Source organism: Pseudomonas sp. S150 (assembly GCF_004526365.1).
In the GTDB taxonomy this organism is placed as follows: Bacteria; Pseudomonadota; Gammaproteobacteria; order Pseudomonadales; family Pseudomonadaceae; genus Aquipseudomonas; species Aquipseudomonas putida_A.
Map to the genome: position 1 here is coordinate 91781 of NZ_CP038207.1, position 25713 is coordinate 117493.

21 protein-coding genes are annotated in these 25713 nt (G+C 61.8%); 9 read left to right on the forward strand and 12 right to left on the reverse strand.

From position 1 onward, the window contains the following. Positions 1-367 precede the first annotated feature (367 nt). The 4 genes from E3Z29_RS00495 (at position 368) to ilvD (ending at position 5739) form a co-directional block, all read left to right on the forward strand. Positions 368-1441 carry a SagB family peptide dehydrogenase gene (locus tag E3Z29_RS00495; RefSeq protein ID WP_134784890.1) on the forward strand — a complete coding sequence of 358 codons (1074 nt, stop codon included), beginning with the start codon at positions 368-370 and terminating at the stop codon, positions 1439-1441. Beyond that, entirely contained in the window at positions 1438-2415 is a 978-nt protein-coding gene (locus E3Z29_RS00500) for a diiron oxygenase (protein ID WP_134784891.1), read from the forward strand. Before E3Z29_RS00495 ends, E3Z29_RS00500 begins: the two co-directional genes overlap by 4 nt. After that, on the forward strand, positions 2408-3640 hold the full coding sequence (locus tag E3Z29_RS00505) for an MFS transporter (RefSeq protein ID WP_134784892.1): 1233 nt from the start codon (positions 2408-2410) through the stop codon (positions 3638-3640). Before E3Z29_RS00500 ends, E3Z29_RS00505 begins: the two co-directional genes overlap by 8 nt. Before the next feature lie 257 nt (positions 3641-3897). Next, entirely contained in the window at positions 3898-5739 is a 1842-nt protein-coding gene (gene ilvD, locus E3Z29_RS00510; protein ID WP_086792292.1) for a dihydroxy-acid dehydratase, read from the forward strand. A gap of 220 nt (positions 5740-5959) precedes the next feature. Here the strand turns inward: ilvD and E3Z29_RS00515 are convergent, their stop codons facing one another. Beyond that, a complete protein-coding gene (locus E3Z29_RS00515) occupies positions 5960-7015 on the reverse strand; it encodes a phosphorylcholine phosphatase (RefSeq protein ID WP_097088939.1) in 1056 nt (351 codons plus the stop codon). Positions 7016-7256: 241 nt separating this feature from the next. On the opposite strand from E3Z29_RS00515, the gene E3Z29_RS00520 reads away from it, so the two are divergent. Further along, positions 7257-8648 carry an L-cystine transporter gene (locus tag E3Z29_RS00520; RefSeq protein ID WP_097088937.1) on the forward strand — a complete coding sequence of 464 codons (1392 nt, stop codon included), beginning with the start codon at positions 7257-7259 and terminating at the stop codon, positions 8646-8648. 104 nt (positions 8649-8752) lie between these two features. Here the strand turns inward: E3Z29_RS00520 and E3Z29_RS00525 are convergent, their stop codons facing one another. Next, positions 8753-9265 (reverse strand): dihydrofolate reductase, encoded by a 513-nt coding sequence (locus tag E3Z29_RS00525; RefSeq protein ID WP_098966109.1) that lies wholly within the window; start codon positions 9263-9265, stop codon positions 8753-8755. A gap of 85 nt (positions 9266-9350) precedes the next feature. Between E3Z29_RS00525 and E3Z29_RS00530 the strand changes: the two genes are divergently transcribed. Together E3Z29_RS00530 and E3Z29_RS00535 are read left to right on the forward strand one after the other, a co-directional pair. Beyond that, positions 9351-10724 carry a DUF2868 domain-containing protein gene (locus E3Z29_RS00530; protein ID WP_134784893.1) on the forward strand — a complete coding sequence of 458 codons (1374 nt, stop codon included), beginning with the start codon at positions 9351-9353 and terminating at the stop codon, positions 10722-10724. Next, positions 10717-12102: a GTPase/DUF3482 domain-containing protein gene (locus tag E3Z29_RS00535; RefSeq protein ID WP_098966112.1), complete on the forward strand. Its 1386-nt coding sequence runs from the start codon at positions 10717-10719 to the stop codon at positions 12100-12102. The genes E3Z29_RS00530 and E3Z29_RS00535 overlap by 8 nt, the downstream gene beginning before the upstream one ends. Before the next feature lie 173 nt (positions 12103-12275). Here the strand turns inward: E3Z29_RS00535 and E3Z29_RS00540 are convergent, their stop codons facing one another. From E3Z29_RS00540 to E3Z29_RS00570, 7 genes are all read right to left on the reverse strand, one after another. After that, positions 12276-12836, reverse strand: a complete 561-nt coding sequence (locus E3Z29_RS00540) for a phosphonate degradation HD-domain oxygenase (protein WP_134787530.1) — start codon at positions 12834-12836, stop codon at positions 12276-12278. Next, positions 12836-13969 (reverse strand): TIGR03364 family FAD-dependent oxidoreductase, encoded by a 1134-nt coding sequence (locus E3Z29_RS00545; RefSeq protein ID WP_134784894.1) that lies wholly within the window; start codon positions 13967-13969, stop codon positions 12836-12838. Before E3Z29_RS00545 ends, E3Z29_RS00540 begins: the two co-directional genes overlap by 1 nt. Before the next feature lie 137 nt (positions 13970-14106). After that, entirely contained in the window at positions 14107-15132 is a 1026-nt protein-coding gene (locus E3Z29_RS00550; RefSeq protein ID WP_134784895.1) for a putative 2-aminoethylphosphonate ABC transporter substrate-binding protein, read from the reverse strand. Positions 15133-15179: 47 nt separating this feature from the next. Continuing rightward, positions 15180-16904 carry a putative 2-aminoethylphosphonate ABC transporter permease subunit gene (locus tag E3Z29_RS00555; protein WP_134784896.1) on the reverse strand — a complete coding sequence of 575 codons (1725 nt, stop codon included), beginning with the start codon at positions 16902-16904 and terminating at the stop codon, positions 15180-15182. After that, entirely contained in the window at positions 16904-17980 is a 1077-nt protein-coding gene (locus E3Z29_RS00560; protein WP_047596627.1) for a putative 2-aminoethylphosphonate ABC transporter ATP-binding protein, read from the reverse strand. The genes E3Z29_RS00555 and E3Z29_RS00560 overlap by 1 nt, the downstream gene beginning before the upstream one ends. Positions 17981-18222: 242 nt before the next feature. Further along, the gene (locus E3Z29_RS00565; protein WP_041072184.1) at positions 18223-19086 is read right to left on the reverse strand and encodes a LysR family transcriptional regulator; all 864 of its coding nucleotides are present in this window, start codon (positions 19084-19086) and stop codon (positions 18223-18225) included. A 16-nt stretch (positions 19087-19102) separates the two neighbouring features. After that, positions 19103-21418, reverse strand: a complete 2316-nt coding sequence (locus E3Z29_RS00570) for a heavy metal translocating P-type ATPase (protein WP_134784897.1) — start codon at positions 21416-21418, stop codon at positions 19103-19105. A gap of 84 nt (positions 21419-21502) precedes the next feature. On the opposite strand from E3Z29_RS00570, the gene cadR reads away from it, so the two are divergent. After that, positions 21503-21952, forward strand: a complete 450-nt coding sequence (cadR, locus tag E3Z29_RS00575; RefSeq protein ID WP_007964189.1) for a Cd(II)/Pb(II)-responsive transcriptional regulator — start codon at positions 21503-21505, stop codon at positions 21950-21952. A 126-nt stretch (positions 21953-22078) separates the two neighbouring features. Here the strand turns inward: cadR and E3Z29_RS00585 are convergent, their stop codons facing one another. The 3 genes from E3Z29_RS00585 to E3Z29_RS00595 all read right to left on the reverse strand — a co-directional run bounded on the left by E3Z29_RS00585 (position 22079) and on the right by E3Z29_RS00595 (position 24792). Continuing rightward, positions 22079-23050 carry a thymidylate synthase gene (locus E3Z29_RS00585; RefSeq protein WP_003229191.1) on the reverse strand — a complete coding sequence of 324 codons (972 nt, stop codon included), beginning with the start codon at positions 23048-23050 and terminating at the stop codon, positions 22079-22081. Between the two features lie 50 nt (positions 23051-23100). Continuing rightward, positions 23101-23916, reverse strand: coding sequence for a prolipoprotein diacylglyceryl transferase (gene lgt / locus E3Z29_RS00590; RefSeq protein WP_003229193.1), 816 nt, complete (start codon positions 23914-23916; stop codon positions 23101-23103). 93 nt (positions 23917-24009) lie between these two features. Beyond that, positions 24010-24792: a sulfite exporter TauE/SafE family protein gene (locus tag E3Z29_RS00595; RefSeq protein WP_103521532.1), complete on the reverse strand. Its 783-nt coding sequence runs from the start codon at positions 24790-24792 to the stop codon at positions 24010-24012. A gap of 130 nt (positions 24793-24922) precedes the next feature. Between E3Z29_RS00595 and E3Z29_RS00600 the strand changes: the two genes are divergently transcribed. Beyond that, positions 24923-25669 (forward strand): NRDE family protein, encoded by a 747-nt coding sequence (locus E3Z29_RS00600; protein ID WP_134784898.1) that lies wholly within the window; start codon positions 24923-24925, stop codon positions 25667-25669. Positions 25670-25713: the final 44 nt, after the last annotated feature.

The following is a 25713-nucleotide window of genomic DNA, read 5'->3' on the forward strand; positions in this document are numbered from 1 at the left end:
CCTCTTTCCTACAACTAACTTCCTACATGCATGCAGGACATTTCCCTGCGCATTACATTTCATCATCTAATACTTACAAGTTTGCCCTTGCACCACGCCCACTCCGACAAAATTAATAGAAATTTCCTACCCAAGTATCGCTTGCCAATAATTCATTACAACCTATTATTAAGTTGTCACCACGACGGTGACATTCACTCTCAATGAACAAGGAGTTCATACTTATGAAAGCAATTACTCTGGAAACCAACCAAATCGCAAACCTGGCCTTCCTGGTTGCGCCTAAAGCCCGCTAAGTGAGCCAGAACGCTGGGGAGTGCCGGCACCCCAGCGTTCTTCCGACCCGTTCCAGAGCGATGAACACAACATGCATATCAATCCCTATTTATTCATATTGCCGCGCACGCCCGGACAAATAGTCTGGAACTATAAAGACCACACCCAACATGAACTTGACCTGACTTACTCTTGTCGACTTGCACAACTTATCAATAACCCGGAACAGTTCGACAGACGCAACATAATAGACTCACAACTTCTGAACGCGGGCATATTAACCGTTGCAAAAATAGACAGCCCGCCATGGGGCTGGGATGAATTGTCGAAGATTTATCATATTGGCACCCAGAACATTCCCTGCGAACAGATACCCCAGAATATTCACGAGTGGTCCAGGCAATACCTGAACCATTGCAACGCGGTGCTGACTACACCGGCCCCCGCACTAGATCGATCGACACCTCAAGACGAACCTCGAATCGCCCTGCCCGCCTCCGCGGCCCTGACCGTTGCCAGCTTGGGCAATGTCCTGCGCCTGAGAAAAACCTGCCGCTCCTTCACTGGCGCAGCAATCACGCTCAATGACGTCGGTACACTGCTGTACCTCTCGCTGGGCTTTCTTCGCCATCGCGACAATGACCGCGACGAGAGCATCGCCGAGGGCCTCGGCGCCCGCCGCAGCAGTCCTTCAGGTGGCGGGTTGAATGCGTGTGAAGGATTTCTTCTGGCACGCAATATCGAGGGCCTCGAACCGGGTGTCTACGCCTACCACTCGGCAGAACACGCACTCAGCCGGGTCAATCCTTTGCCCGACCCCGCGCTGGGTCATTTGCTGGCGGGTCAGCACTTCATCAATAACCTGCCACTGGGTCTGTTTATCACCGCTCGTTTCGACAAGCTCTGGTGGAAGTATGAACACTCACGCGCCTATCGCATGGCGTTTGTCGAGGCGGGTCATCTGTCGCAAACCTTTCAACTGGTGGCCACAGCGCTGGGCCTGGGAACGTGGCTGACCGGGGCATTCACCGACCGCCAGGTCGAAGCCCTGCTCAAACTCGAAGGCAGCGCTGAACAACCGTTGTTCTTTGTCGGCTGCGGCGCTAGCGACGGTCAGGCGATGTGTCAGGAAATGCGCGACCTGTTGCAGGAGACGCGCAAATGAGCGCATCAACCGTGGATCAGCCCGAAGCGCCAGAGTCCTGGGCGCTTCGATTCACCCTCGGCGACTGGAACAACCACGCTTCGGTACGCACCAGCCGGCACGACTACCAGTTGCCGGCAGACCTGCAGTTGCAACTGCAAACCCGCTTCTGGTTTCCGCCGGCATTCCTGCCGTATCTGTCCCACCCGGCGATCGAAGCCGCAGGCAGCAAGGTCATGCATCGGCTGGCTGCCAACCACCTGGTGCACTTTCTCGACTACACCACGCTGCTGGAACACCGCATCGTCAACCGCGCCGTGGAAACCATCGTCCACGGTGAGTTGCCCGCGCACATTCCGTCAAGGATGAAAACCGCCGCGCTGCAGCTCTATACCGACGAGGGTTATCACGCACTGTTCTCCCATCATCTGGCCGAACAGATCGCCGAACTGCATGGTTTCACCGGTCGTCAGCAGGTGCCGTTGCGCATCACCCGCCTGACCGGTCAGATTGCCCGAACACCGGAGAGCAAACGCCCGCTGGCATGGTTTCTGCTCGGCTTCGTCTCCGAAACCATCATTGCCCGGGAGTTGCTGGATGTGTGTCGGGAAACGCTGGTCAGCAGCGTGAACGACATGCTGCGCGACCATCTCGCTGATGAAGCGCGCCACAGCCGTTTTTTTTCCGAGGTCTTTCACTACCTCTGGTTGACCCTGAACAGCCGCCAGCGCGCCTTTACGGCCAGAACCTTGCTGGAGACCCTGGCGACCTTCTTCGAAGTCGACGAGCAATGGCTGCACCAAAGCCTGCGCCGCGCCGGCATTGGCGAAGGTGCGATCAAGGAAATCCTCGACAGCCTGACCAACGAACAGGCCAGCCGCCAGCGTGCCCGATCCGGAGCGACGGCTACGCTTGCTGCACTCGAAAAAGCCGGATTCTTCGCGCTACCCAACAACCGCAAACTTTTCGCCAAGGCAGGACTGATCGATGCTTGAAGGAAGAACGGTGGTAACGACCCGACAACGACGCGGGGCGATCAGCCTGCTTTTGGCCATGGTGCTGCTGGGGGTGTTTCCGCTGGACGTCCTGCTGCCGTCGTTCCCGGCGCTGGCTGAACACTTCGCCAGCACTCCGACCGACATCGCCCTGTCGATCAGCCTGTTCGCGGTGGGCATTGCCTTTGCCCAACTGTTGATCGGGCCGTTGTCCGACGTCATCGGGCGCAAGGGGTTACTGCTCGCCGGCATGGCTGTCTCGATCCTCGGCGCCATCGGCTGCGTAATGACCAGCGACTACACATTGTTCATGACTTTTCGCATCGTGCAGGCCATCGGTTGTGGCTGTTTCGTCCTGTCACAGGCGCTGGTGCAGGATCTGTTCGAGGGCGCAGAGCGCGATCGCCTGCGGATCCTGATGGTGACCGCCACCGGGATCTTCATCTCCATATCACCGCTGGCCGGAACCTTTCTGCAGGCGACCCTGGGCTGGCGTGGCAGCTTCTGGCTGTTCATCGCACTGGCGGCGGTGGTGTTGCTCAAGGCCTGGCTGTTTCTGGACGGCGGTCGGCCAGTCGCCAAGGGCACACCGCTCAACTTTCTCAGCGCCTATCGACGGGTGCTGGGGGATTTCGAGTTCGTCGGCTACTGGCTGATTTCGGCTTTCGCGTTCGCCTGCCACTTCTCGTTCATCGTCATTTCGCCATTGATCTTCATGGATCAGTTGCAGCTGTCAGCCTACGACTTCTCGCTGATCCTGCTGATCTACGGTGCGGCCTATGTGACCGGCGGGATTGCCGCCACGCTGTTGAGCCGGCGCATCAGCTCTGCGCAACAGATCGTGGCCGGGTTGAGCCTGATTCTGCTGGCAGGGCTGGTGATGCTATTCCTGTCGCAGTACTTCGCACTCTCGCCCGTCACGGTATTGATCCCTATGCTGATCTGCACCGCCGGCACCACCATTGCACGCCCGGCCGCCACCTCACGCGCCATGGGCCTGTTCCCGGAGAACGCCGGTACTTCGGCCTCGGCCGGTAGCACGATCATCTTCATCTGCGGCGGGTTGATCAGTGCGCTGATCAGCCTGAGTCCAGGCAACCTGCAGGCCACTCTCGGCTACTGTTTTGTCCTGCTGAGTTGCATCGCGCTGGCGCTGAACAAGAGGATCAGCCATCGCGCCAGCATTATCGAGAACGGCGCCGTCACGCCCTCTGGCAGCGATTGAGCCTGCCGGTCGTCATGCCATACGCACCGTCGGCACTGGAACAACACTTTGCGCCATTCCCTCCAGACGCCAGCGGTGTAGAATCGGCTGATTCATCGCCATTCATCCCCCGGCGGGTTTATGAGCTCAGGCTGAGGCAAGCGGCGATCCCGCAAAGTCATCGGCAACATCCAGGACACACGGCCATTTCTGAGTGTTCCAGACGTCAATAGAAGCTCACTCCCTTTTGATACCTGATTAGCCGCCCGGAGTGCTCCATGCCAGATTACCGCTCGAAAACATCCACCCACGGCCGCAACATGGCCGGCGCCCGCGCACTGTGGCGCGCCACCGGGATGAAAGATGACGACTTCAAGAAGCCGATCATCGCCATTGCCAACTCCTTCACCCAGTTCGTGCCGGGCCACGTGCACCTCAAAGACCTCGGTCAACTGGTTGCCCGGGAAATCGAACGCGCCGGTGGCGTAGCGAAAGAATTCAACACCATCGCCGTGGATGACGGCATCGCCATGGGTCACGACGGCATGCTCTATTCGCTGCCGAGCCGCGAGATCATCGCCGACTCTGTCGAATACATGGTCAACGCCCACTGCGCCGACGCCATCGTCTGCATCTCCAACTGCGACAAGATCACCCCGGGCATGTTGATGGCCGCTTTGCGCCTGAACATTCCGGTGATCTTCGTTTCCGGCGGCCCGATGGAAGCCGGCAAGACCAAACTCGCTTCCCACGGCCTCGACCTCGTCGACGCCATGGTGATCGCCGCCGACTCCAGCGCTTCTGACGAGAAGGTTGCCGAGTACGAGCGCAGCGCCTGCCCGACCTGCGGTTCATGCTCCGGCATGTTCACCGCCAACTCGATGAACTGCCTGACCGAAGCGCTGGGCCTGGCATTGCCGGGCAACGGTTCGACCCTCGCGACCCACAGCGACCGCGAGCAGTTGTTCCTGCAGGCCGGTCGCACCATCGTCGAACTGTGCAAGCGTTACTACGGCGAGAACGACGAGTCGGTGCTGCCGCGCAACATCGCCAACTTCAAGGCGTTCGAGAACGCGATGATGCTCGACATCGCCATGGGCGGTTCGACCAACACCATCCTGCACTTGCTGGCTGCGGCTCAGGAAGCCGAGATCGATTTCGACCTGCGCGACATCGACCGTCTCTCGCGCAGCGTGCCGCAACTGTGCAAAGTGGCGCCGAACATCCAGAAGTACCACATGGAAGACGTGCACCGCGCTGGCGGCATCTTCAGCATTCTCGGTTCGCTGGCCCGTGGCGGCCTGCTGCACACCGACCTGCCGACCGTGCACAGCCGCAGCATGGAAGAAGCCATCGCCAAGTGGGACATCACCCAGACCGACGATGAAGCCGTGCACCACTTCTTCAAGGCCGGCCCGGCGGGCATCCCGACCCAGACCGCGTTCAGCCAGTCGACTCGTTGGGAAACCCTCGATGACGACCGTGAAAACGGCTGCATCCGCAGCTTCGAACACGCCTACTCGAAAGAAGGCGGCCTGGCCGTGCTGTACGGCAACATCGCCCTCGACGGCTGCGTGGTGAAAACCGCAGGCGTCGACGAGTCGATCCACGTCTTCGAAGGCAACGCGAAGATCTTTGAAAGCCAAGACAGCGCGGTGCGCGGCATCCTCGCCGACGAAGTGAAGGAAGGCGACATCGTCATCATTCGCTACGAAGGCCCGAAAGGCGGCCCGGGCATGCAGGAAATGCTCTACCCGACCTCGTACCTGAAGTCCAAAGGTCTGGGCAAAGCCTGTGCGTTGCTCACCGACGGTCGTTTCTCTGGCGGTACTTCCGGCCTGTCGATCGGCCACGCTTCGCCAGAGGCTGCGGCCGGTGGCGCGATCGGTCTGGTGCAGGACGGCGACAAAGTGCTGATCGACATCCCGAACCGCTCGATCAACCTGTTGGTCAGCGATGAAGAACTGGCTGCGCGCCGGGTCGAACAGGACAAGAAAGGCTGGAAACCGGTCGAGCAGCGTCCACGCAAAGTGACCACTGCGCTCAAGGCCTACGCCCTGCTGGCGACCAGCGCCGACAAGGGTGCGGTGCGTAACAAGGCGATGCTCGACGGGCTGTAAGCGTCAATCGCAAAAACAAAAATGCCCCGCCAAAGTGCGGGGCATTTTTTTGCCTGATCCAAAAACAATGAAGATCAAAACTGTGGGAGCGCGCTTGCTCGCGAAAGCGGTCTACCGGTCAAAAAATCTCCCGCCTGACACTCCCTCTTCGCGAGCAAGCCCGCTCCCACAAGGGACTGTCAGTGATTCTGGAATCTGAGTTCCAACAGGGATTGGGGGCTTACTGGATTTCTTCAGGCTTGACGATCACCCAGTTTTTGTCCGCCGTCACCGGCAATCCTTCCTTGGCCTGCGCCGCTGCGTGTTTGGCCATCATGCCGTTGAGCTGGGTCATGTATTTGTCCTTGCGGTTGACCCACAAGTGAATGCCGCCCTTGGCCACATCCACATCGTGGAACAGCATGTAGCCGTCGCTGCTCGGGGTATCGCCGCCCACCAGCACCGGTTTTTTCCACTCGTCGATATAGGTCAGAATCGCCGCGTGTTTGCCGGCCATCCAGGTCGCCGGGGTCCACAGGTACGGGGTCAGTTCCAGGCCGAGGTTGGCCTTCTCGTCATACTTGCCGGCGGTGATCTGCTTGCGCGCAGTAGTCAGCTCGCCGGTTTCGCGGTTCTTCAGCAACGTGGTCACGCCGATCACATTCTGCGGTTTGACGTTGTAGCCATACTTCGGATCGGCCGCGACCATGCGCACCAGTTCTTCGGAGGCGGCGGTCATCACGTAAACCTCGATGCCGTTCTCCATCAGCTTGTTGTACAGCTCGGCCTGGCCGGTGAAGACTTTCGGCGGCTGCACATCGATGTTCTTCACTACATCGCCTTCGTAATAAGTGGCCGGCACCGGTTTGCCCGACGCCATCAGCTCATCGACGTAGCCCTTGAGTTCCTTGAGAGTGAAGCCGGAGAACACCTGCGCTACCCACGGGTAGCAGACCATGTCGTCGACTTCGCACAGGCGATAGTAGTAACTGAACAGGCTTTCCTTATGGTCGGCGGTGTCCTTGAACGGCATCAGTTTCAGCGAGGGGTCGAGTTTGTCGCGGGTGATCAGCCCCTTGTTTTCCATGAACGGCAGCAACGACTCTTCAAGGTCGTATCGGTAGCTGGTGTTGTCCATGTCGAACACCGCGTAGTTACCCTTGTTGGCATTGGCGGCGATCATCGCGTCGAGTGCCTTGGCCTGATCCGCCGGCCAGTGCTTCAGGTCGGTGGCGAATGCGTGAGCGGCCAAGCCCAATCCAAGAACCACAGCGAGCATTTTCGGTGCGAACTTCATCGGCGTTTTCTCCCTGACTGAAAGACATCGACGCTAACAAATAAGTGTGACAGTCCTCGTCTGTCAGCGACCGCTTACGTCTCCTCAACGCCAGTTGCATTGCCGAGAGCGACAAGTGCTTATTCCAAAAACGACGGACAACCTGCGATTTCGGTATTAATTCATTGGAAATCAAACTGTTAGGCTTGCCGGTTCGCAGTTGCCCAAGAAGGCGACTGGCACAAGTCTTATCGGAGTCTTCATGAATCTGCCGCTGATCCTCAATCTGCTGGTGTTCCTCGCCCTGCTCTTCGGTCTGGCGCAAACCCGCCACACCACTTGGAGCCTGGCAAAAAAAGTCCTGCTCGCGCTGGTGCTCGGCGTAGCCTTCGGTGTTGCCCTGCACACTGTTTACGGTGCCGGCAACCCGGTACTGAAAGCCTCGATCGGCTGGTTCGATCTGGTCGGCAACGGCTACGTGCAGTTGCTGCAAATGATCGTGATCCCACTGGTGTTCGCCTCGATCCTCAGTGCGGTCGCGCGTCTGCACAACGCCTCGTCGCTGGGCAAGATCAGCTTCCTGACCATCGGCACCCTGCTGTTTACCACCGCGATTGCGGCGCTGATCGGTATCGGCCTGACCAACCTGTTCGGCCTCACCGCCGAAGGCCTGGTCGCCGGCACGCAGGAAATGGCCCGCCTGCAAACCATCCAGACCGACTACGCCGGCAAGGTTGCCGACCTGAATGTGCCGCAGCTGCTGCTGTCGTTCATTCCGCAGAACCCGTTCGCCGACCTGGCCCGCGCCAAGCCGACCTCGATCATCAGCGTGGTGATCTTCGCCGCGTTCCTCGGGGTCGCGGCGCTGCAACTGCTCAAGGATGATGCCGAGAAAGGTCAGAAAGTGATCAACGCCATCGACACCCTGCAAGCCTGGGTGATGCGTCTGGTGCGTCTGGTGATGAAGCTGACCCCGTACGGCGTGCTGGCGCTGATGACCAAAGTGGTTGCCGGTTCCAACCTGCAGGACATCATCAAGCTCGGCAGTTTCGTCGTGGTCTCGTACCTCGGTCTGGGCCTGATGTTCGTGGTGCACGGCCTGCTGGTGTCGGCGGCCGGGATCAATCCGCTGCGGTTCTTCCGCAAGATCTGGCCGGTGCTGACGTTCGCGTTCACCAGCCGTTCCAGCGCGGCGAGCATTCCGCTGAGCATCGAAGCGCAGACCCGTCGTCTGGGCATTCCGCAGTCGATCGCCAGTTTCGCCGCCTCGTTCGGTGCGACCATCGGCCAGAACGGTTGCGCCGGTCTGTACCCGGCGATGTTGGCGGTGATGGTTGCGCCAACAGTCGGCATCAACCCGCTGGACCCGCTGTGGATCGCGACGCTGGTGGCGATTGTGACCCTGAGTTCCGCCGGTGTGGCCGGTGTTGGTGGCGGCGCGACGTTTGCTGCGCTGATCGTGCTGCCGGCGATGGGCTTGCCGGTGTCACTGGTGGCGCTGCTGATTTCGGTGGAGCCGCTGATCGACATGGGGCGCACGGCGTTGAACGTGAGTGGTTCGATCACGGCCGGTGCGATTACCAGCCAAGTGATGCAGCAGACCGATAAAGCACTGCTGGATGCGGATGAGCATGCGGAGCTTGCTCAGGCTTAAATTCTTCTTTGCCTGACCTGCCCTCTTCGCGAGCAAGCCCGCTCCCACATTGGATCTGTGATCGACACAAATCCAATGTGGGAGCGGGCTTGCTCGCGAAGCTTTTAAGCTTTTTCCCAGACTTCGAAGTTGTAAGCGGGCTTGTCGCCCTCGGCCGGATTCGGCACGTTCGACACCAGCTTCCACTGGTTCAGGTCAAACTCCGGAAACCACGCATCTCCTTCCGGGCTCAGCGCCACTCGGGTCAGATACAAACGATCTGCCTGCGCCAGCCCTTGCGCATACAACTGCGCGCCGCCAATCAGCATCAACTCATCGACGCCCTGCGCTTTCGCCCATTCCTCGGCGCGCACCACTGCAGCTTCCAGCGACGGATACACCTCCGCCCCTTCCAGCAGCAGATCCGGCTGACGGCTGACCACGATGTTCAAGCGGCCCGGCAGCGGACGGCCGAGGGAGTCCCAGGTCTTGCGGCCCATGATGATCGGCTTGCCGAGGGTCGTGGCCTTGAAGTATTTGAAGTCCCCCGGCAGGTGCCAGGGCATGCTGTTGTCGACGCCGATCACGCGGTTTTCACCGAGGGCTGCGATCAGGCTGAGGGGGAGTGATTTAGTCATGCCGGCGAGGATACCAGAGCCTCGCTTGACCCGATAAGCGCCACAGCGGTTATGCTCACTGCTCAATCGAGCAACGGAATGGCGCGTGACTGAACTGACTCCACTGCAAAACCTCTGGCTGACCGAAACCATCCGCCTGCGCGAAGAACACGCAGGTCCCCTGGAGGATCTGGAAGCCAATCGACTGGCCCGCGCGGCCGGCGGCGATCTGCCGGGCCGTATTCAGCGCCGCGCCGTGTGGCTGGCCGAGCGCGACGGGCTGAGCGCAGCACTCCAGCACTGGCTGCAAGGCGCGCGTCTGGCGCTGGTGCTGCTGGTCATTTTTGCGCTGCTGAGCGGCGCCGGTCTGGCCTTCGCCGCGCTGAGCCAGACACCGGTGAATGTGTTCTGGGCCTTGGGCAGCCTGCTCGGATTGAACCTGATTCTGCTGCTGAGCTGGGCGCTGGGGCTGATCTTTGCCGGTGAACACGGCGCCACCCTCGGGCGCTTGTGGCTGTGGCTCAGCGAAAAACTCGCTCGCGATGCCAAAGCCGCGCAACTCGCGCCGGCCCTGCTGCTGATGCTGCAACGCAAAAAACTCAATCGCTGGGCGCTCGGCACATTGGTCAACGGTCTGTGGTTGCTGGCGATGCTCAGCGCGCTGCTGCTGCTGCTGACGCTGATGGCGACCCGGCGCTATGGTTTCGTCTGGGAAACCACCATTCTCAGCGCCGACACCTTCATCAACCTGACCCAAGCCCTCGGCGCGCTGCCGGCGCTGCTCGGCTTCAACGTGCCGACCGTAGAGATGATCCGCGCCAGCGGCGGCGCAGCGCTGGATATCGAAAGCGCGCGCCAGGCCTGGGCAACCTGGCTGGTCGGCGTGCTGGTGGTCTACGGCGTGCTGCCGCGCCTGCTGCTGGCGCTGTTGTGTTTCTGGCGCTGGAGTCGCGGCAAAGCCGCGCTGACGCTGGACCTGAACCTGCCCGGTTACGCCCAGTTGCGTGAACGGCTGATGCCGACCAGCGAACGCCTCGGCATCAACGACGCTGCGCCGGAGCAGTTGCATCGGGTCGAAAGCAGCGTCAGCGAACACGCCAGCGACGGCGCTTTGCTGGTGGCCATCGAACTCGACGATCAGCGCCCGTGGCCACCGGCCCTGCCGAAAACCGTGAGCAACGCCGGCATCCTCGACAGCCGCGAATCACGGCACAAACTGCTCGAACAGCTCAGCCGTTTCCCTCCGGCGCGCCTGCTGATCGCCTGCGATCCTCGGCGCTCGCCGGATCGCGGCAGCATCGCGCTGATCGCCGAACTGGCGCGCAACGCCAGCGCCACCCGGGTCTGGCTGCTGCAAGCACCGCCCGGTGAAGCGCTGGACAGTGCCCGTCTCGGCGACTGGCACGTTGCGCTGCAACAACTGGAGTTGCCGTTCGCCGATTGCGCGCCGATGAACTGGCTGGAGAGCGGTCATGACTGATGCCCGGAAAGCGCCGCTGAAACTCGCGGTGGTCGGCCACACCAACGTCGGCAAGACTTCGCTGCTGCGCACCCTGACCCGCGACGTCGGCTTCGGCGAAGTCTCGCACCGGCCGAGCACCACTCGACATGTCGAGGGTGCGCGGTTGTCGGTGGACGGCGAGCCGTTGCTCGATCTCTACGACACGCCGGGGCTGGAAGACGCCATCGCCCTGCTGGATTTCCTCGAGCGTCTGGAGCGCCCCGGCGAACGTCTCGACGGCCCGGCGCGACTGGCGCGGTTTCTCGACGGCAGCGAAGCACGTCAGCGTTTCGAACAGGAGGCGAAAGTCCTGCGACAGCTACTCGCGTCCGACGCCGGTCTGTATGTGATCGACGCCCGCGAACCGGTGCTGGCTAAGTATCGTGACGAACTCGAAGTGCTGGCCAGTTGCGGCAAGCCGCTGTTGCCGGTGCTGAATTTCGTCAGCAGCGCCAACCATCGCGAGCCGGACTGGCGCGAAGCGTTGGCGCGGCTCGGCCTGCATGCGTTGGTGCGCTTCGACAGCGTTGCGCCGCCGGAAGATGGCGAGCGGCGCCTGTACGAAAGCCTTGCGCTGTTGCTGGAAAACGCCCGTCCGCAACTGGAGCGCTTGATCGCCGATCAACAGACCCAGCGTCTCGCCCGCCAACAAAGTGCGGCGCGTTTGATCGCCGAATTGCTGATCGACTGCGCCGCCTGCCGACGCAGCGTGGTCAGCGAGGCCGAGCAGGAGCAGCAAGCGATCAGCGAACTGCGCAAAGCCGTGCGCCAGCGTGAACAGAAATGCGTCGAAGCGTTGCTCAAGCTCTATGCGTTTCGCCCGCAGGATGCGGCGGCGAGTGATCTGCCGTTGCTCGATGGGCGTTGGGGCGATGATCTGTTCAACCCGGAAACCCTGAAGCAACTCGGCGTGCGGGTGGGCGGCGGGATTGCTGCCGGTGCCGCGGCGGGGGCTGGGGTGGATTTGCTGGTGGGCGGGATTACCCTCGGTGCGGCGGCTTTGGCCGGTGCGATTGCCGGTGGTGCGCTACAAACGGCGCGCAGTTATGGCAGCCGCTTGCTGGGCAAGATCAGGGGCCAGCGGGAGTTGACCGTGGATGACGGGGTGTTGCGGCTGCTGGCGTTGCGGCAGCGCCAACTGTTGCTGGCGCTCGATCAGCGCGGGCATGCGGCGATGGAGGCGGTTCAGGTCGCCACCCCGCAGGACAAGACCTGGCGCGAAGGCAAGTTGCCGGATGCGCTGAGCAAGGCGCGGGCGCATCCGCAGTGGTCTTCGCTCAATCCGCATGCGAAGTTGAATCAGGCGGAGCGGCAGGAGCAGATTGAGGCGTTGGTTGATCGGGTGCTTGAGCTTTAGATCGCTACCCCCTCACCCCAGCCCTCTCCCCCAAGGGGTAGAGGGGGAAGGGAGCAGATCTTCTGGCTTTTCAAAACCTGAGTTCGACTGGATATTTCAGATCGATGTAGGGCCCAAGAACAACACGGTCGGCTCCCTCTCCCTCCGGGAGAGGGCTGGGGTGAGGGTTGCAATCACTCAGCCGACAACAAAACCTCAGCCTTGCGCTTCAGCACACCCAAATCCATCACCGGCACCTCCCTCTCCTTGGCCAACTCATCCCACTGCCGCATCCGCAAACTCACCGCACACAACGGATCCCGCTCAAACATGTCCGCCTCAGCCTCCGTCATCACCCCGCCCTGATATTCCAGCGTGCGGCGACTCGCTTCACTCAGGCGCTCGAAATACCCAGGCTCACGCAAGGTCAGATAGCGCTTGGCCTCAACGTGATATTCCACCAACCGCGCCAGGCGCTCACTGAATCCCGCCTCACGCAAATAATCCGCCCCCAACCGCTCATGGCTGACCACGCCATAACCGCCCATGTTCTCGGCACCTTCGGCGCACAGGTGGCCGATGTCGTGGAAGAACGCGGCGAGCACCACTTCATCATCAAGGCCTTCAGCCATCGCCAACTGCGCTGCCTGAGACATGTGTTCGATCTGCGACACCGGCTCGCCGATGTAATCACTAGCACCAAAGCGTTCATACAGCGCAAACACCCGGTCAACGACTTGCGCATGCCCCGCCATCACATTTCCTCCAGCCATTGCGCCACGTTGCGCTCGGCCAGTGCCGGGCCGACGCTCATGCCGACGCCGGTGTGCATCAACGCCACACTCAGCCCCGGTGCCGGGCGCAGCAACGAAAACGGCCCCGGCCCACGGGCACCGTAGACGCCCTGCCAGCGCTCGACCACTTGCACCTTGCAGCCCAGCGTGTGCTCGGCCAGTTCGAGCATCCAGTTGTCCACTTGCTCGGCGTTGAACGGCGACGGATCGCTGCCGTAATGGTGCGAGTCGCCGATGATCAGCTCGCCATACGGCGTCGGACTGATCAGCAGGTGAATGCCGTTGTCGTGCAGGTGCGGTTGTTCGCGCAGGATCTGCGCCTGCACCGCCGCCGCTTCTGGCAAATCGGCGAAGGCGCCGTAGTGCACGCAGCTCAAACCGGTGAGCAAGGCGTGTTGCAGATTCAGCTCGATCTGCGGTTTGGCGCGGAGCATTTGCAGGCGGCAGATCTGCGGGTCGAGCGCGGCAATCGGCTCGGCTAGCAGGGTCTGATAATCGTGGCCGGAGCAGACGATAATCTGCTTCGCCGTGAAGCTGCCGGCGGTGCTGTGCAGGCGCGCCGGTTCGACGTCGCGCACCAGCGTATTGAAGTGAAACTCGACGCCGAGGTCGCGGCGCAGATAGTCGATCAACGCCGAAATCACTTCGCGCGAGTACAGCTGTTGATCGTCCAGGCCGTGCAACGCCGCGCGGTGATGACTGAACTGACCGTGGTACAGATCACGCAGGGCAGCGCCACGCAGCAAGGCGACGTTGTACCCGTGCTCCACGGCGCGGCCGTTGCAGAAAGCTTCGAGCAAGTGTTCTTCGGCTTCGCTGCGGGCGAACAGGTACGAGCCGTTGCGCTTGATCTGAAGACCGGCGAGTTGCGCCCAGCCACCCCAGATCTCGCGGCTGGCCTTGGCCAGTTCAAGCATCGGCCCCGGTGGCTGACCGGTGACCAGCGCCTGACCAAAGTTGCGCACCGAAGCGCCGAGGGGCGTGGCAGTGCGTTCGAAAACGCTGACCTTGAGGCCGCGTTTGGCGGCGGCGTAGGCGTGGGACAGGCCGAGGATGCCGGCGCCGACGATGAGCAGGTCTTTGTGTTGAGTCATGGAGATTTTCCCTGAATGGGAGACCGCCTTCGCGAGCAAGCCCGCTCCCACAGTTTGATCGCATTCCTTCCGGTGGAACTCGGTCGAATGTGGGAGCGGGCTTGCTCGCGAAGAGGCCCTGTCAGTCGATAAAGATCTTACTTGGCAACGACTTTCTCGGACTTGCCGTCATAACGCTTGCGCCATTCGGTCAGGATCTCGTCGCGGTTCTTCGAGGCCCAGGCGAAGTCGTTTTTGATCAAGCGCTGCTCGTAGTCGGCCGGCAGTTCGGTCTGCGGCTTGGCGATGCCCGGCTGGGCGAGGACGGCGAAGTTTTCCTTGTACAGATCCATTGCCTCGGCGCTGGCGGAGAAGTCCGCGAGTTTTTTCGCCGCCTCTTCATGCGGGGTGCCTTTTATCACCGCAGTCGCCTCGATCTCCCAGCCCAGGCCTTCTTTCGGCAGGATGATGTCCAGCGGCGCGCCCTGGCGTTTCAGCTGTACGGCCGGGTATTCGAAGGAAATGCCGATCGGGAATTCGCCCGCAGCGGCCAGTTTGCAAGGCTTGGAACCGGAGTGAACGTACTGGCCGATGTTCTGGTGCAGACCGTCCATGTAGGCCCAGCCCTGCTTCTCGCCGAAGGTTTGCAACCAGGCGCTGACGTCGAGGAAACCGGTGCCGGAGGACGCCGGGTTCGGCATGACGATCTTGCCCTTGTACTCAGGCTTGGTCAGATCCTGCCAGCTCACCGGTTTGCTCAGGCCCTGCTTCTCGGCTTCGACGGTGTTGAAGCAAATAGTCGCGGCCCACACGTCCATGCCGACCCAGGCTGGCGGGTTGGCAGCATCGCGGTAGTTCGCGCCGATCTTGCCCAGATCCTTCGGTGCGTAGCTTTGCAGCATACCCTGCTGATCGAGGATCGCCAGGCTCGAAGCGGCCAGGCCCCAGACCGCGTCAGCCTGTGGACGGGCTTTTTCGGCCAGCAGTTTGGCGGTGATGATCCCGGTGGAATCACGCACCCACTTGATCTCGACGTCCGGGTTGGCCTGTTCGAACGCGGCTTTGTAAGCGGTCAGTTGCTCGGCTTCGAGGGCGGTGTACACCGTCAACTCGGTTTTTGCCGCGAAGGCATTCAGGCTGAAAGTAGCGAGCACAGCAGCGGCCAGGGCCATAGGCTTGAACATGATCGTTTTCCTGTCGGTGAGTTGAGGCTGTAGGGATAAGTCGTCAATCAGTGACCGGGCGCGGTTTGCCGCCAGGCCTGGGAACGGCGCAGCAAGCCGCGCGAAGCCCACGCCAGCAGCAAGGACACGCCTGCCGAGGTGAACAGAATCAGGGTCGACATCGCCGCCGCGCCGCCGACGTTGCCGGCGTCGTCCATGTTCAGCACCGCGACCGCCGCGAGGATGGTGTCGGGGCTGTAGAGGAAGATCGCCGCCGACACCGTGGTCATCGCCGAGACGAACAGGTAGCGCACGATGTCCAGTAGCGCCGGCAGGCAGATCGGCACGGTGACGCGCAGGTAGTGGCGGTACAGCGGGGCCTTGAGCGACAGCGCGGCGGCCTCGAACTCGGCGTCGAGCTGGCGCAGCGCGGTGGTCGCGGTCATTTGCGCGGTGGTCAAATAGTGCGCAATGGTGCAGACGATCAGCAGGGTCATCGTGCCGTACAGCACGTGCAGCGGGTTGCCGCTGAGGTTGAAGAAGAAGACGTAACCCAGACCGAGCACCAGCCCCGGCACTGCCATCGGCACGAAACTGAGCATGCGCAACGTCAGGTTGAGGCCGCGTTGGCTGCGGGTTTTCTCCATCAGGTAAGCGCCGGTGAAAATCAGCACGCTGCCGATCAGTGCCGTGCCCAGCGCCATCTTCAAGCTGTTGCCGTAAGCCAGCCAGCCACCGCCGGCGGTCTCGTTGAACTGATAGTGATTGAGCGACAGCGACAGGTTGTACGGCCAGAACTTCACCAGCGACGAAAACACTGCCATGCCGAACACCAGCAGCAGCGCCGCGCTGATCAACAAAACAATCGCCAGATAGCAGCCATCACGCAATTTCGACGGCGCCGGTTTGAACACCTGGGCGCGGCCGCTCATGGAATCACCGTGACGCCGACGCAACCAGGCATCGACGCCGAAGCTGAACAGCGCCGGCAGCAACAGCACCATGCCGATCAACGCCCCGCGTCCGAATTGTTGCTGACCGACCACGGCTTTGTAGGCTTCCAGCGCCAGCACTTGATAGTCGCCGCCGACCACCACCGGCACACCGAAATCGGTGATGGTCAGGGTGAACACCAAGCAGAACGCGGCGAACACTGCCTGCCGGGTCGCCGGCCAGGTGATGCTGCGAAAGGCTTTCGCCGGACTGGCGCCCATGCTCGACGCCGCATCGAACAGCCGCGCATCGGCCAGCGACAGCGCCGACAGCAGAATCATCAGCGCATGGGGAAAGGTGTAGATCACCTCACCCAGCACAATGCCCCAGAAACCGTAGATATTGTCCGAGAGCAGCCAGCGCAACATGCCCTGGTTGCCGAACAGATAGACCAATGCGATACCCGGCAGCATCGACGGCGCCATCAATGGCAGCAGGGAAATCCCGCGCCAGATGCCCTTGGCTGGAATCAATGTACGTTGCAGGGCGTAGGCAAACAGGTAGGCCAGCGGTACGACGATGGCCGCGACGCTGAGGGAAACTTTCAGGCTGTTGCCGAGCAGCCAGTGGAAATTCTCGCTGGTCACCAGCTCCTTGGCGGCGAGCCAGCCACCGCCCTGCCCGGCCTCGCTGCTGAAGCCGCGCCAGAAGATCGCCAGCAATGGCAGCAGCACGGCGACACCGAGCAGCAACAGCAGCAAGAGTTTGCCGCCGAGGACGAAGATCCGGTCACCGACCTCGGCCCCGGACACTCGCCGCGCCTGCTTGTGCGGTAGCGGCAGTGCGATGTTCGCGCTCATCAGGCGAACACCTGCAGGCTGCGCGGCGGCAAGGCGACCATGATCTGCTGGGCGCCAAGGCGCGGCATGGCTTCCGGCGCCAGTTCAGCGAGCAGCGCGTGGCCCGGCAATTGGTCGAGTTCGAAACTCATGCGGCAGCGGTTGCCGAGGAAGGTGATCTCGCGCACCTTGGCCGGAAACAGGTTTTCTTCGTGCACCAGCGGATTGACGTTGATTGCTTCCGGGCGGCAGAACAACCGGCCCGAAGCGCCGCTCACGCTGCCATCAGCCAGGCGCACATCCATCCCGCCCACCCGCGCGTGACTGGCGCTGCTGCGCTGGAACGGCAGCCAGTTGCCCTGCCCGACGAACTCGGCCACGAACGGCGTGGCCGGGCGGTTGTAGATTTCCTGCGGGGTGGCGTACTGCTCGACCCGGCCGTTGTTCATCACGGCGATGCGGTCGGCCATCAGCATGGCTTCGTCCTGATTGTGCGTGACCATCAGGGTGGTGATACCGAGGTTGCGCTGCAGTTGGCGCAGTTCGGTGCACAGATGCTCACGTACCCGGGCGTCCAGCGCCGACATCGGCTCATCAAGCAATAGCAGCGACGGCGCCGGGGCCAGGGCACGAGCCAGGGCGACACGCTGTTGCTGGCCGCCGGACAACTGGCCCGGGTACTTTTTCTCACTGCCGGTGAGGCCGACCAGTTCCAGCATCTGCCCGACGCGACGGCGTACTTCGTCGCGACCGCTGCCGGCGAGGCCGTAGGCAATGTTCGCTTCGACGGTCAGATTGGGGAACAGCGCGTAGGACTGGAACAGAATCCCGTAATCCCGGGCCTGCGGCGCGAGGTGCGAAACATCGCGGTCGCCGAGGTACAACTCGCCGCTGTCCTGCTTCTCCAGCCCGGCGATGCAGCGCAGCAGCGTGGTCTTGCCGCAACCCGACGGGCCGAGCAGGCACACCAGCTCACCGGCCGCGACATCGAGGGAGACGTTATCCAGTGCGGTGAACGCGCCGAAGCGCTTCTGCACGCCGCGCACTTTCATCGGCGCACCGGGGTTGGTCAGGGCAGTTGCGATTGCAGGATTCATGGACAGACCTCATCAAGCTGATGGGGCCAATCCTAGAGTTGTAATGCGTCCGTCATGTGGCAGTGAGGCAAAAACGGCTGATAGTGGTATTCGGGGATTTTGGTTCAGGTTTCAAGTCATGGGTTGCCTGGTCTGACGCCTTCGCGAGCAAGCCCGCTCCCACACGGGGACAGTGTTCACAACACACATCCAATGTGGGAGCGGGCTTGCTCGCGAAGAGGCCCATATGTGCACTGAAGAAATCAGGCCGGGGACATCTCTTGGGCCAGGCCAAGAAACGCCGCCGGCAACCGCGCACCCTTGCGCTCCTTGAGGCAATACAGATACTCAGGAATCTGCGGCGCATTCTCGATGGTCAGCACCCGCAATTGCGGATCGTGCGGGACTTCCTGGCGGGCAATGATGCTGATGCCGATATTGCGCAGCACCGCCTCGCGGATCGACTCGCGGCTGCCAATTTCCAGCAGCGGGCCAAAACTGACCCCGGCGCTTTCCAGCAACTCCTCGGTCAGGCGCCGGGTGGTCGAACCGGACTCGCGCATCAGCAAGGTATGCCCGGCCAGCGCACTCAACGCCACATGCTCCTGCGCCGCCAGCGGATGATTGCGATGCACCGCCAGCACCAGTGGATCGCTGCCCAATACCCGGCGAATCAACCGCGCGTCCTCAAGCAACTGCGACGACGCGGCGACATCGACCCGGTAATCCTCCAGCGCTTCGAGCACCTGCTGCGAGTTGCCGATTTCCACCGACACTTCCACCTGCGGCAAGCGCTCGCGGAAGGTTTTCACCAGATCGAGGATGTAATACGGCGCGGTGGCAGCGATGCGCAGCGTGCCCTGCACCTGACCGCTGTTGCGCAGGAAGAACTCGATATCGGCCTCCTGCTGCAACAGCGCCTTGACCATCGGCAGCAGCCGCGCGCCTTCGTCACTGACACTCAGGCGCCGACCGCCACGGTAGAACAGCTCCACCGAGTACTGACTTTCCAGATTACGGATCTGCGTGGTCACGGTGGGTTGGCTGAGGCCGAGCTTCTTCGCCGCCAGCGTAATGCTGCCCAGGCGGGCGACCATATAAAACGCTTTCAGCTCGGCACTCAGCACAACCATCCCTCATCGTTTATTTACGCAGCAGGCGCAAACCGTTGAACACCACCAGCAGGCTCACACCCATGTCGGCGAACACCGCCATCCACATGGTGGCGAGCCCGGCGAAGGTTACCCCAAGAAAGATAGCCTTGATCACCAGTGCCAAGGCGATGTTCTGTTTCAAGATGCTTGCGGTGTCGCGCGACAGGCTGATGAACGCCGGGATCTTGCGCAGATCGTCGTCCATCAGGGCGACATCGGCGGTTTCAATCGCGGTGTCGGTGCCGGCGGCCGCCATGGCGAAACCGATCTCGGCGCGGGCCAGTGCCGGGGCGTCGTTGATGCCGTCGCCAACCATGCCCACCCGATGACCCTGTGCATAAAGCGCTTCGATGGCTTGCAGCTTGTCGGTTGGCAGCAAGTCGCCCTTGGCCTGATCGATGCCGACCTGCGCGGCAATCGCCTGCGCGGTGTGCACGTTGTCACCGGTGAGCATCATGGTTTTCACGCCCAGCGCGTGCAACTGGCGGATCGCTTCGCGGCTGGACTCCTTGACCGTGTCGGCCACGGCGAACAGCGCCAGCGGACCAGAACTGTCGAGCAGCAACACCACGGATTTGCCCTGTTTCTCCAGCGCAAACAGCTTCTCTTCCAGTTGCGGCGAGCACAGGCCCAGCTCCTCGACCAGACGATGGTTGCCCAAGTGATAGGTCTGGCCGTTGACCTGTCCCTTCACGCCACGACCGGCCAGCGCTTCGAAGTTATCCACAGTCAGCACGGCGAGGTTTTTATCCACAGCCGCATTGGCGATGGCCAGCGACACCGGGTGATCGGAGCGCCCGGCCAGTGCGGCGGCGATTGCCGGAGCGCTGGCGTCGGCGGTCGGGTCGAGCGACAGGTAATCGGTCTGCACCGGTTTGCCGTGGGTGATCGTGCCGGTCTTGTCCAGCGCCAGATAATCGAGCTTGAAACCGCCCTCCAGGTACACGCCACCCTTGACCAGAATGCCTTTGCGCGCCGCTGCCGCGAGGCCGCTGACGATGGTCACCGGGGTGGAAATCACCAGTGCACAGGGACACGCCACCACCAGCAGCACCAGCGCACGGTAGATCCAGTCGAACCACAACGCGCCCATAAACAGCGGCGGAATGATCGCCACCGCCAGCGCCAGCACGAACACCACCGGGGTGTAGATTTTCGAGAATTGATCGACGAAGCGCTGAGTCGGTGCCCGTGCGCCCTGAGCCTGCTCGACGGCGTGGATGATCCGCGCCAGGGTCGAGTTGTTCGCCGCCGCAGTCACCGTGTATTCCAGCGAACCGGCCTGGTTGATGGTGCCGGCGAAGACTTTGTCGCCGATGGTTTTCTCCACCGGCAGGCTTTCACCGGTGATCGGCGCCTGATCGATGGTCGAACTGCCGCTGACGACCTCGCCGTCCAGCGCAATGCGCTCGCCGGGTTTTACCCGCACGCGGGCGCCGAGTTCGACGCTTTTGACCTCTTGTTCGACCCAGTTGCCGTCGGCTTGCTGCACCGTGGCCTGTTCCGGGGTCATCTGCATCAGGCCGCTGATGGCATTGCGCGCACGATCCAGCGAGCGCGCCTCGATCAGCTCGGCCACGGTGAACAGGAACATCACCATCGCCGCTTCCGGCCACTGCCCGATCAGCACCGCACCGGTCACCGCGATGCTCATCAGCGCGTTGATGTTGAGGTTGCGGTTCTTCAGGGCGATCCAGCCCTTTTTATAGGTGGTCAGGCCGCCGCTGAGGATCGACACCAGCGCAATGATCGCCACCACCCAGGTCGGCGCGGCGTTGGTGAAGTGGATCACTTCAGCCGCCAGCGCACCAACGCCAGACAGCGCCAGTGGCCACCAGTGTTTTTTCACCGGCGCCGGGGCCGGGGTTTCGATGCCCGCCTCCAGTGGTTCGGCGTGCATGCCCAGAGACGTGATCGCATCGGTGATCGGCGCGGTGTCCGGCAGATTGTGGGTCACGCCGAGCACGCGGTTGATCAGGTTGAATTCTAGTTGCTGCACACCGGCCAGTTTGCCGAGTTTGTTCTGGATCAGCGTCTGCTCGGTCGGGCAGTCCATCGCTTCGATGCGGAAACTGCTCAGGCGGGCGTCAGCGCTGGTCTTTTCGCTCAGTTGCACCAATGCAGGCGCGGCGACTGTCGACGAGCAGCAAGAATCTTCGTGCGAATGAACCGGTGCCGGTGCTGCGGCTTTCGACGCGCAGCAGGAATCGCCACCGTGGTCATGCTTATGCACAGGCTGCAATTTATGGCTGTGGCTATGATCGTGCCCGTCGCCGGGCTTGTGGGTGTGCTGGGAATCGCTCATTGGTCGCGTCCATGAAGGTGCCTGTTGCCAAGTAAAGACCCTGTAGCCACTATAGGGTCAAGCACGCTTTTGGAGATTGCAGTCATGAAGATCGGAGAACTGGCCAAACTCACCGACTGCGCCGTGGAAACCATCCGCTATTACGAGCGCGAAAACCTGCTGCCGGAGCCGGCGCGCAGCGACGGTAACTACCGCGTTTACACCCAGGCCCACGCCGAACGCCTGACCTTCATCCGCAACTGCCGCACCCTCGACATGACCCTCGAAGAAATCCGCAGCCTGCTGGCCATGCGCGACAGCCCGCAGGATCAGTGTGCAAGCGTCAATACGCTGATCGACGAGCACATCCAGCATGTGAAAGCGCGGATTGACGGGTTGCTGGCGTTGCAGACACAACTGCTCGACCTGCGCCAACGCTGTGGCGAAGGGCCGGGGGCGGATCAGTGCGGGATTTTGCAGCGGCTGGAGGTGAGTGGCGGGGTTGTGGCGACGGAAGTCGAACACTCCCATGTAGGCCGTAGCCACGGCCACTGAGACTTACACAGAACCGAATGTGGGAGCGGGCTTGCTCGCGAAGACGGAGTGTCAGTCGACATCATCGTTAACTGATACACCGCATTCGCGAGCAAGCCCGCTCCCACCAGGTATTGCGTGAAGTTTTTAGACCGCCATTGGCGCGGTCATTGGCGCATGGTGCTCATAGCCTTCCAGCGAGAAATCGCTCGGCTCGACCAGCTCCAGCCACTCCGGCTGGTACACACCGGTCTTGGCAAACTCCGGCACGCGGTCGGAGATTTTCAGTTTCGGCATGGCGAACGGCTCGCGTTTGAGCTGTTCGTTGAGCATGTCCAGGTGGTTCTCGTAGACATGCGCATCACCGATGAAATAGGTGAACCAGCGCGGCGTGTAACCGGTCAGGCGCCCGATCAGGCTGAGCAGCGCAGCGCCTTCGGTGAGGTTGAACGGCGTGCCCAGACCCAGGTCGTTGGAGCGGATGTACAGGGTCAGGGAGATCTCTTTGGTCTCGACGTTCGGGTGGAACTGGTACAGCAGATGGCACGGCGGCAGGGCCATCTCATCGAGCTGAGCGCAGTTCCAGCCGTGGAACAGGATGCGGCGACTGCCCGGGTCCTTGATGATCGTGTCGACGCACTGGCGCACCTGATCGATGGCTTTGTAAAGCACCACGTAAGCCTGGCCGTCTTCTTCGCCCTGGGCGATCTGCTTGTAGCCGTTGCTCAGGGTTTGTTCGATGGCGGCGGTGTTGCTCAGCGGGATCTGCTTGTACGCCGGCCATTTGCGCCATTGCACGCCGTAGATTTCGCCGAGGTCGTCTTCGCCCTGACGGAACGGGTTGGCCAGCCACTGCGCATTTTCGTTGGCGTTCTGATCCCAGACCTTGCAGCCCAGCGCACGGAATTCAGCGGCATTGTTCACGCCACGCAGAAAACCACACATCTCGCCGATGGCCGATTTGAAGGCCATCTTGCGGGTGGTGATCGCCGGAAAGCCTTCCTGCAGATCGAAACGCAGCATCGCACCCGGGAAGCTGATGGTGTTGATGCCGGTGCGGTTGGCCTGTTTGGTGCCGTTCTGAATGACGTGCGAGACCAGTTCGAGATATTGCTTCATGAGTTACCTGTGTCCTTTGAGCCCCGGCGTCGCGCGCCGGGGTTCGTAGTTTAAGCGGTCGGCGCGAGCGGTGCTGCCGGCGCGCGACGATAGGCCAGCCAGATCAGGAACAGTCCGGCGACGATCATCGGTACGCACAGCACTTGCCCCATGGTCAGCCAGTTCCAGGCCAGGTAGCCCAGTTGCGCGTCCGGTACACGGACGAACTCGACGATGAAACGGAAAATGCCGTAAAAAAGCGCAAACATGCCCGATACGGCCATGGTCGGACGCGGTTTACGCGAGAACAACCACAGGATCAGGAACAGCGCCACGCCTTCGAGCGCGAACTGATACAGCTGCGACGGGTGACGCGGCAGCTGCGCCGGATCGCTGAACGGCGGGAAGATCATCGCCCACGGCACGTCGGTCGGCTTGCCCCACAGCTCGGCGTTGATGAAGTTGCCGATACGCCCGGCACCCAGACCGATCGGCACCATCGGCGCAACAAAGTCCATCAGTTGGAAGAAGGTCTTGCCGTTACGCTTGCCGAACCACAGCGCGGCGAGCATCACCCCGATGAATCCGCCATGGAACGACATGCCGCCCTTCCACACTTCGAAAATCAGCGTCGGGTTGGCGATGTAGGCGCTCAGATCATAGAACAGCACGTAACCCAGACGTCCACCGACAATCACCCCCATCGACAGCCAGAACACCAGATCGGAAAGCTTCTCCTTGGTCCAGGTCGGGTCGAAACGGTTGAGCCGGCTCGACGCCAGCAGCCATGCGCCGCCGATGCCGACGAGGTACATCAGGCCGTACCAGTGGATTTTCAGCGGACCGATGGCCAGGGCCACCGGGTCGATCTGCGGGTAAGGCAGCATTGCGACTCCTCGTTAGAGTTGAAACCAAAATTCCCGGGCGACGCTGCCACCTCAGGATTAAGCCAGGATTGCGGCCCGTTCTGACCCAGCAGGTCAGAGCAGGAAATTCAGGCCCACGCAGAACAGCAAAGCGGCGAACAGCCGTTTCAGCAAGCGCGGCGACAATCTGTGGGCCAGGCGCGCGCCGAGACGGGCGAAGACCATGCTGGTCAGAGCAATGCCCAGCAGCGCCGGCAAATAAACAAAACCGAGACTATGCGGCGGCAACAACGAATCGTGCCAGCCCAGAATCATGAAACTTAATGCACTGACCAGGGCGATCGGCAGGCCACAGGCTGACGAGGTCGCCACGGCTTGCTGCATCGGCACGCTGCGCCAGGTCAGAAACGGCACGGTCAACGAACCGCCGCCGACGCCAAAAATCGCCGAGGCCCAACCGATTATGCTCCCGGCCACGGTCAGACCGAGTTTGCCGGGGACGGTTCGACTGGCCTTGGGTTTGATGTCCAGCGCCAACTGCAGCGAGATCACCAAGGCAAACACGCCGATGATCTTTTGCAGGTTCGGCCCGGAAATCGCCTCGGCCGTCAGCGCACCGAAACCGGCGCCGAGCAGTATGCCAACCGCCATCCACTTGAAAATCGGCCAGCGCACGGCGCCACGGCGGTGGTGTTCGCGCACGGCATTGACCGAGGTGAAGATGATCGTCGCCAGCGACGTGCCAACCGCCAGATGTGTAAGGATCGACTGATCGAAACCCTGCAAGGTAAAACTGAACACCAGCACCGGGACAATAATGATCCCGCCGCCCACCCCGAACAGCCCGGCCAGCACGCCCGCACAGGCGCCCAACGCCAGATAGAGCAGAAATTCCATGACCGTCTCCCAGACGCATCCCCAAAACCGGAGCGGCATGGTAACGGATGCATGCCCTTTGGCTCCACTGACGATGGATGCACGGACGCCGACTGCGTAGAGTGAGCAGAAAACACACAAGGACCACCTTATGTGCCTGATCGTTTTCGCCTGGCACCCGGGCCATGCCCAGCCGCTGATCGTCGCGGCCAACCGTGACGAGTTCTACGCCCGCCCGAGCCTGCCGCTGGCGCCATGGGCCGACGCGCCGCAAGTGCATGCCGGCCGCGATCTTGAGGCTGGCGGCACCTGGTTGGGGATCGGCGCCAATGGGCGCTTCGCCGCGCTGACCAATATCCGCGATCCGCACCAGCCACCAGCGCGCAAATCACGGGGAGAGCTGGTGGCGCGGTTTCTCGCGGGTGATGCGTCAATTGATGATTATTTAAGCGATGTGGTCGCGCGCTCGCCGGAGTACGCCGGGTTCAACCTGCTGCTGGGCAACGCCCATGAGCTGTGGCACTTCAATGCGCGGACGTCCGAGCCGGTGATGCTCCAACCCGGGGTTTACGGGCTGTCGAATGCCGGGCTGGATACACCGTGGCCGAAGTTGCTCAAGGCCAAGGCTGCACTGAGTGCGGTGCTGGATGATCCGCAGCCTGCGCGACTGCTCGAGTTATTGAGCGATGCGCAGACCGCGCCGTTTGCCGAACTGCCGGATACCGGGGTCGGGCTGGCGACCGAATCACTGCTGTCGAGTGTGTTCATTGCCAGCCAGAGTTATGGCACACGGGCGAGTACGGCGTTGATTGTGCAGGCGGACGGCACGCGGCGAATGGTCGAGCGCAGCTTTGGGCCGTATGGCGGGCATTTGGGCGAGGTGGAGATTGCTGTTTAGCAGCGTTTGAACTGACGCCTTCGCGAGCAAGCCCGCTCCCACAT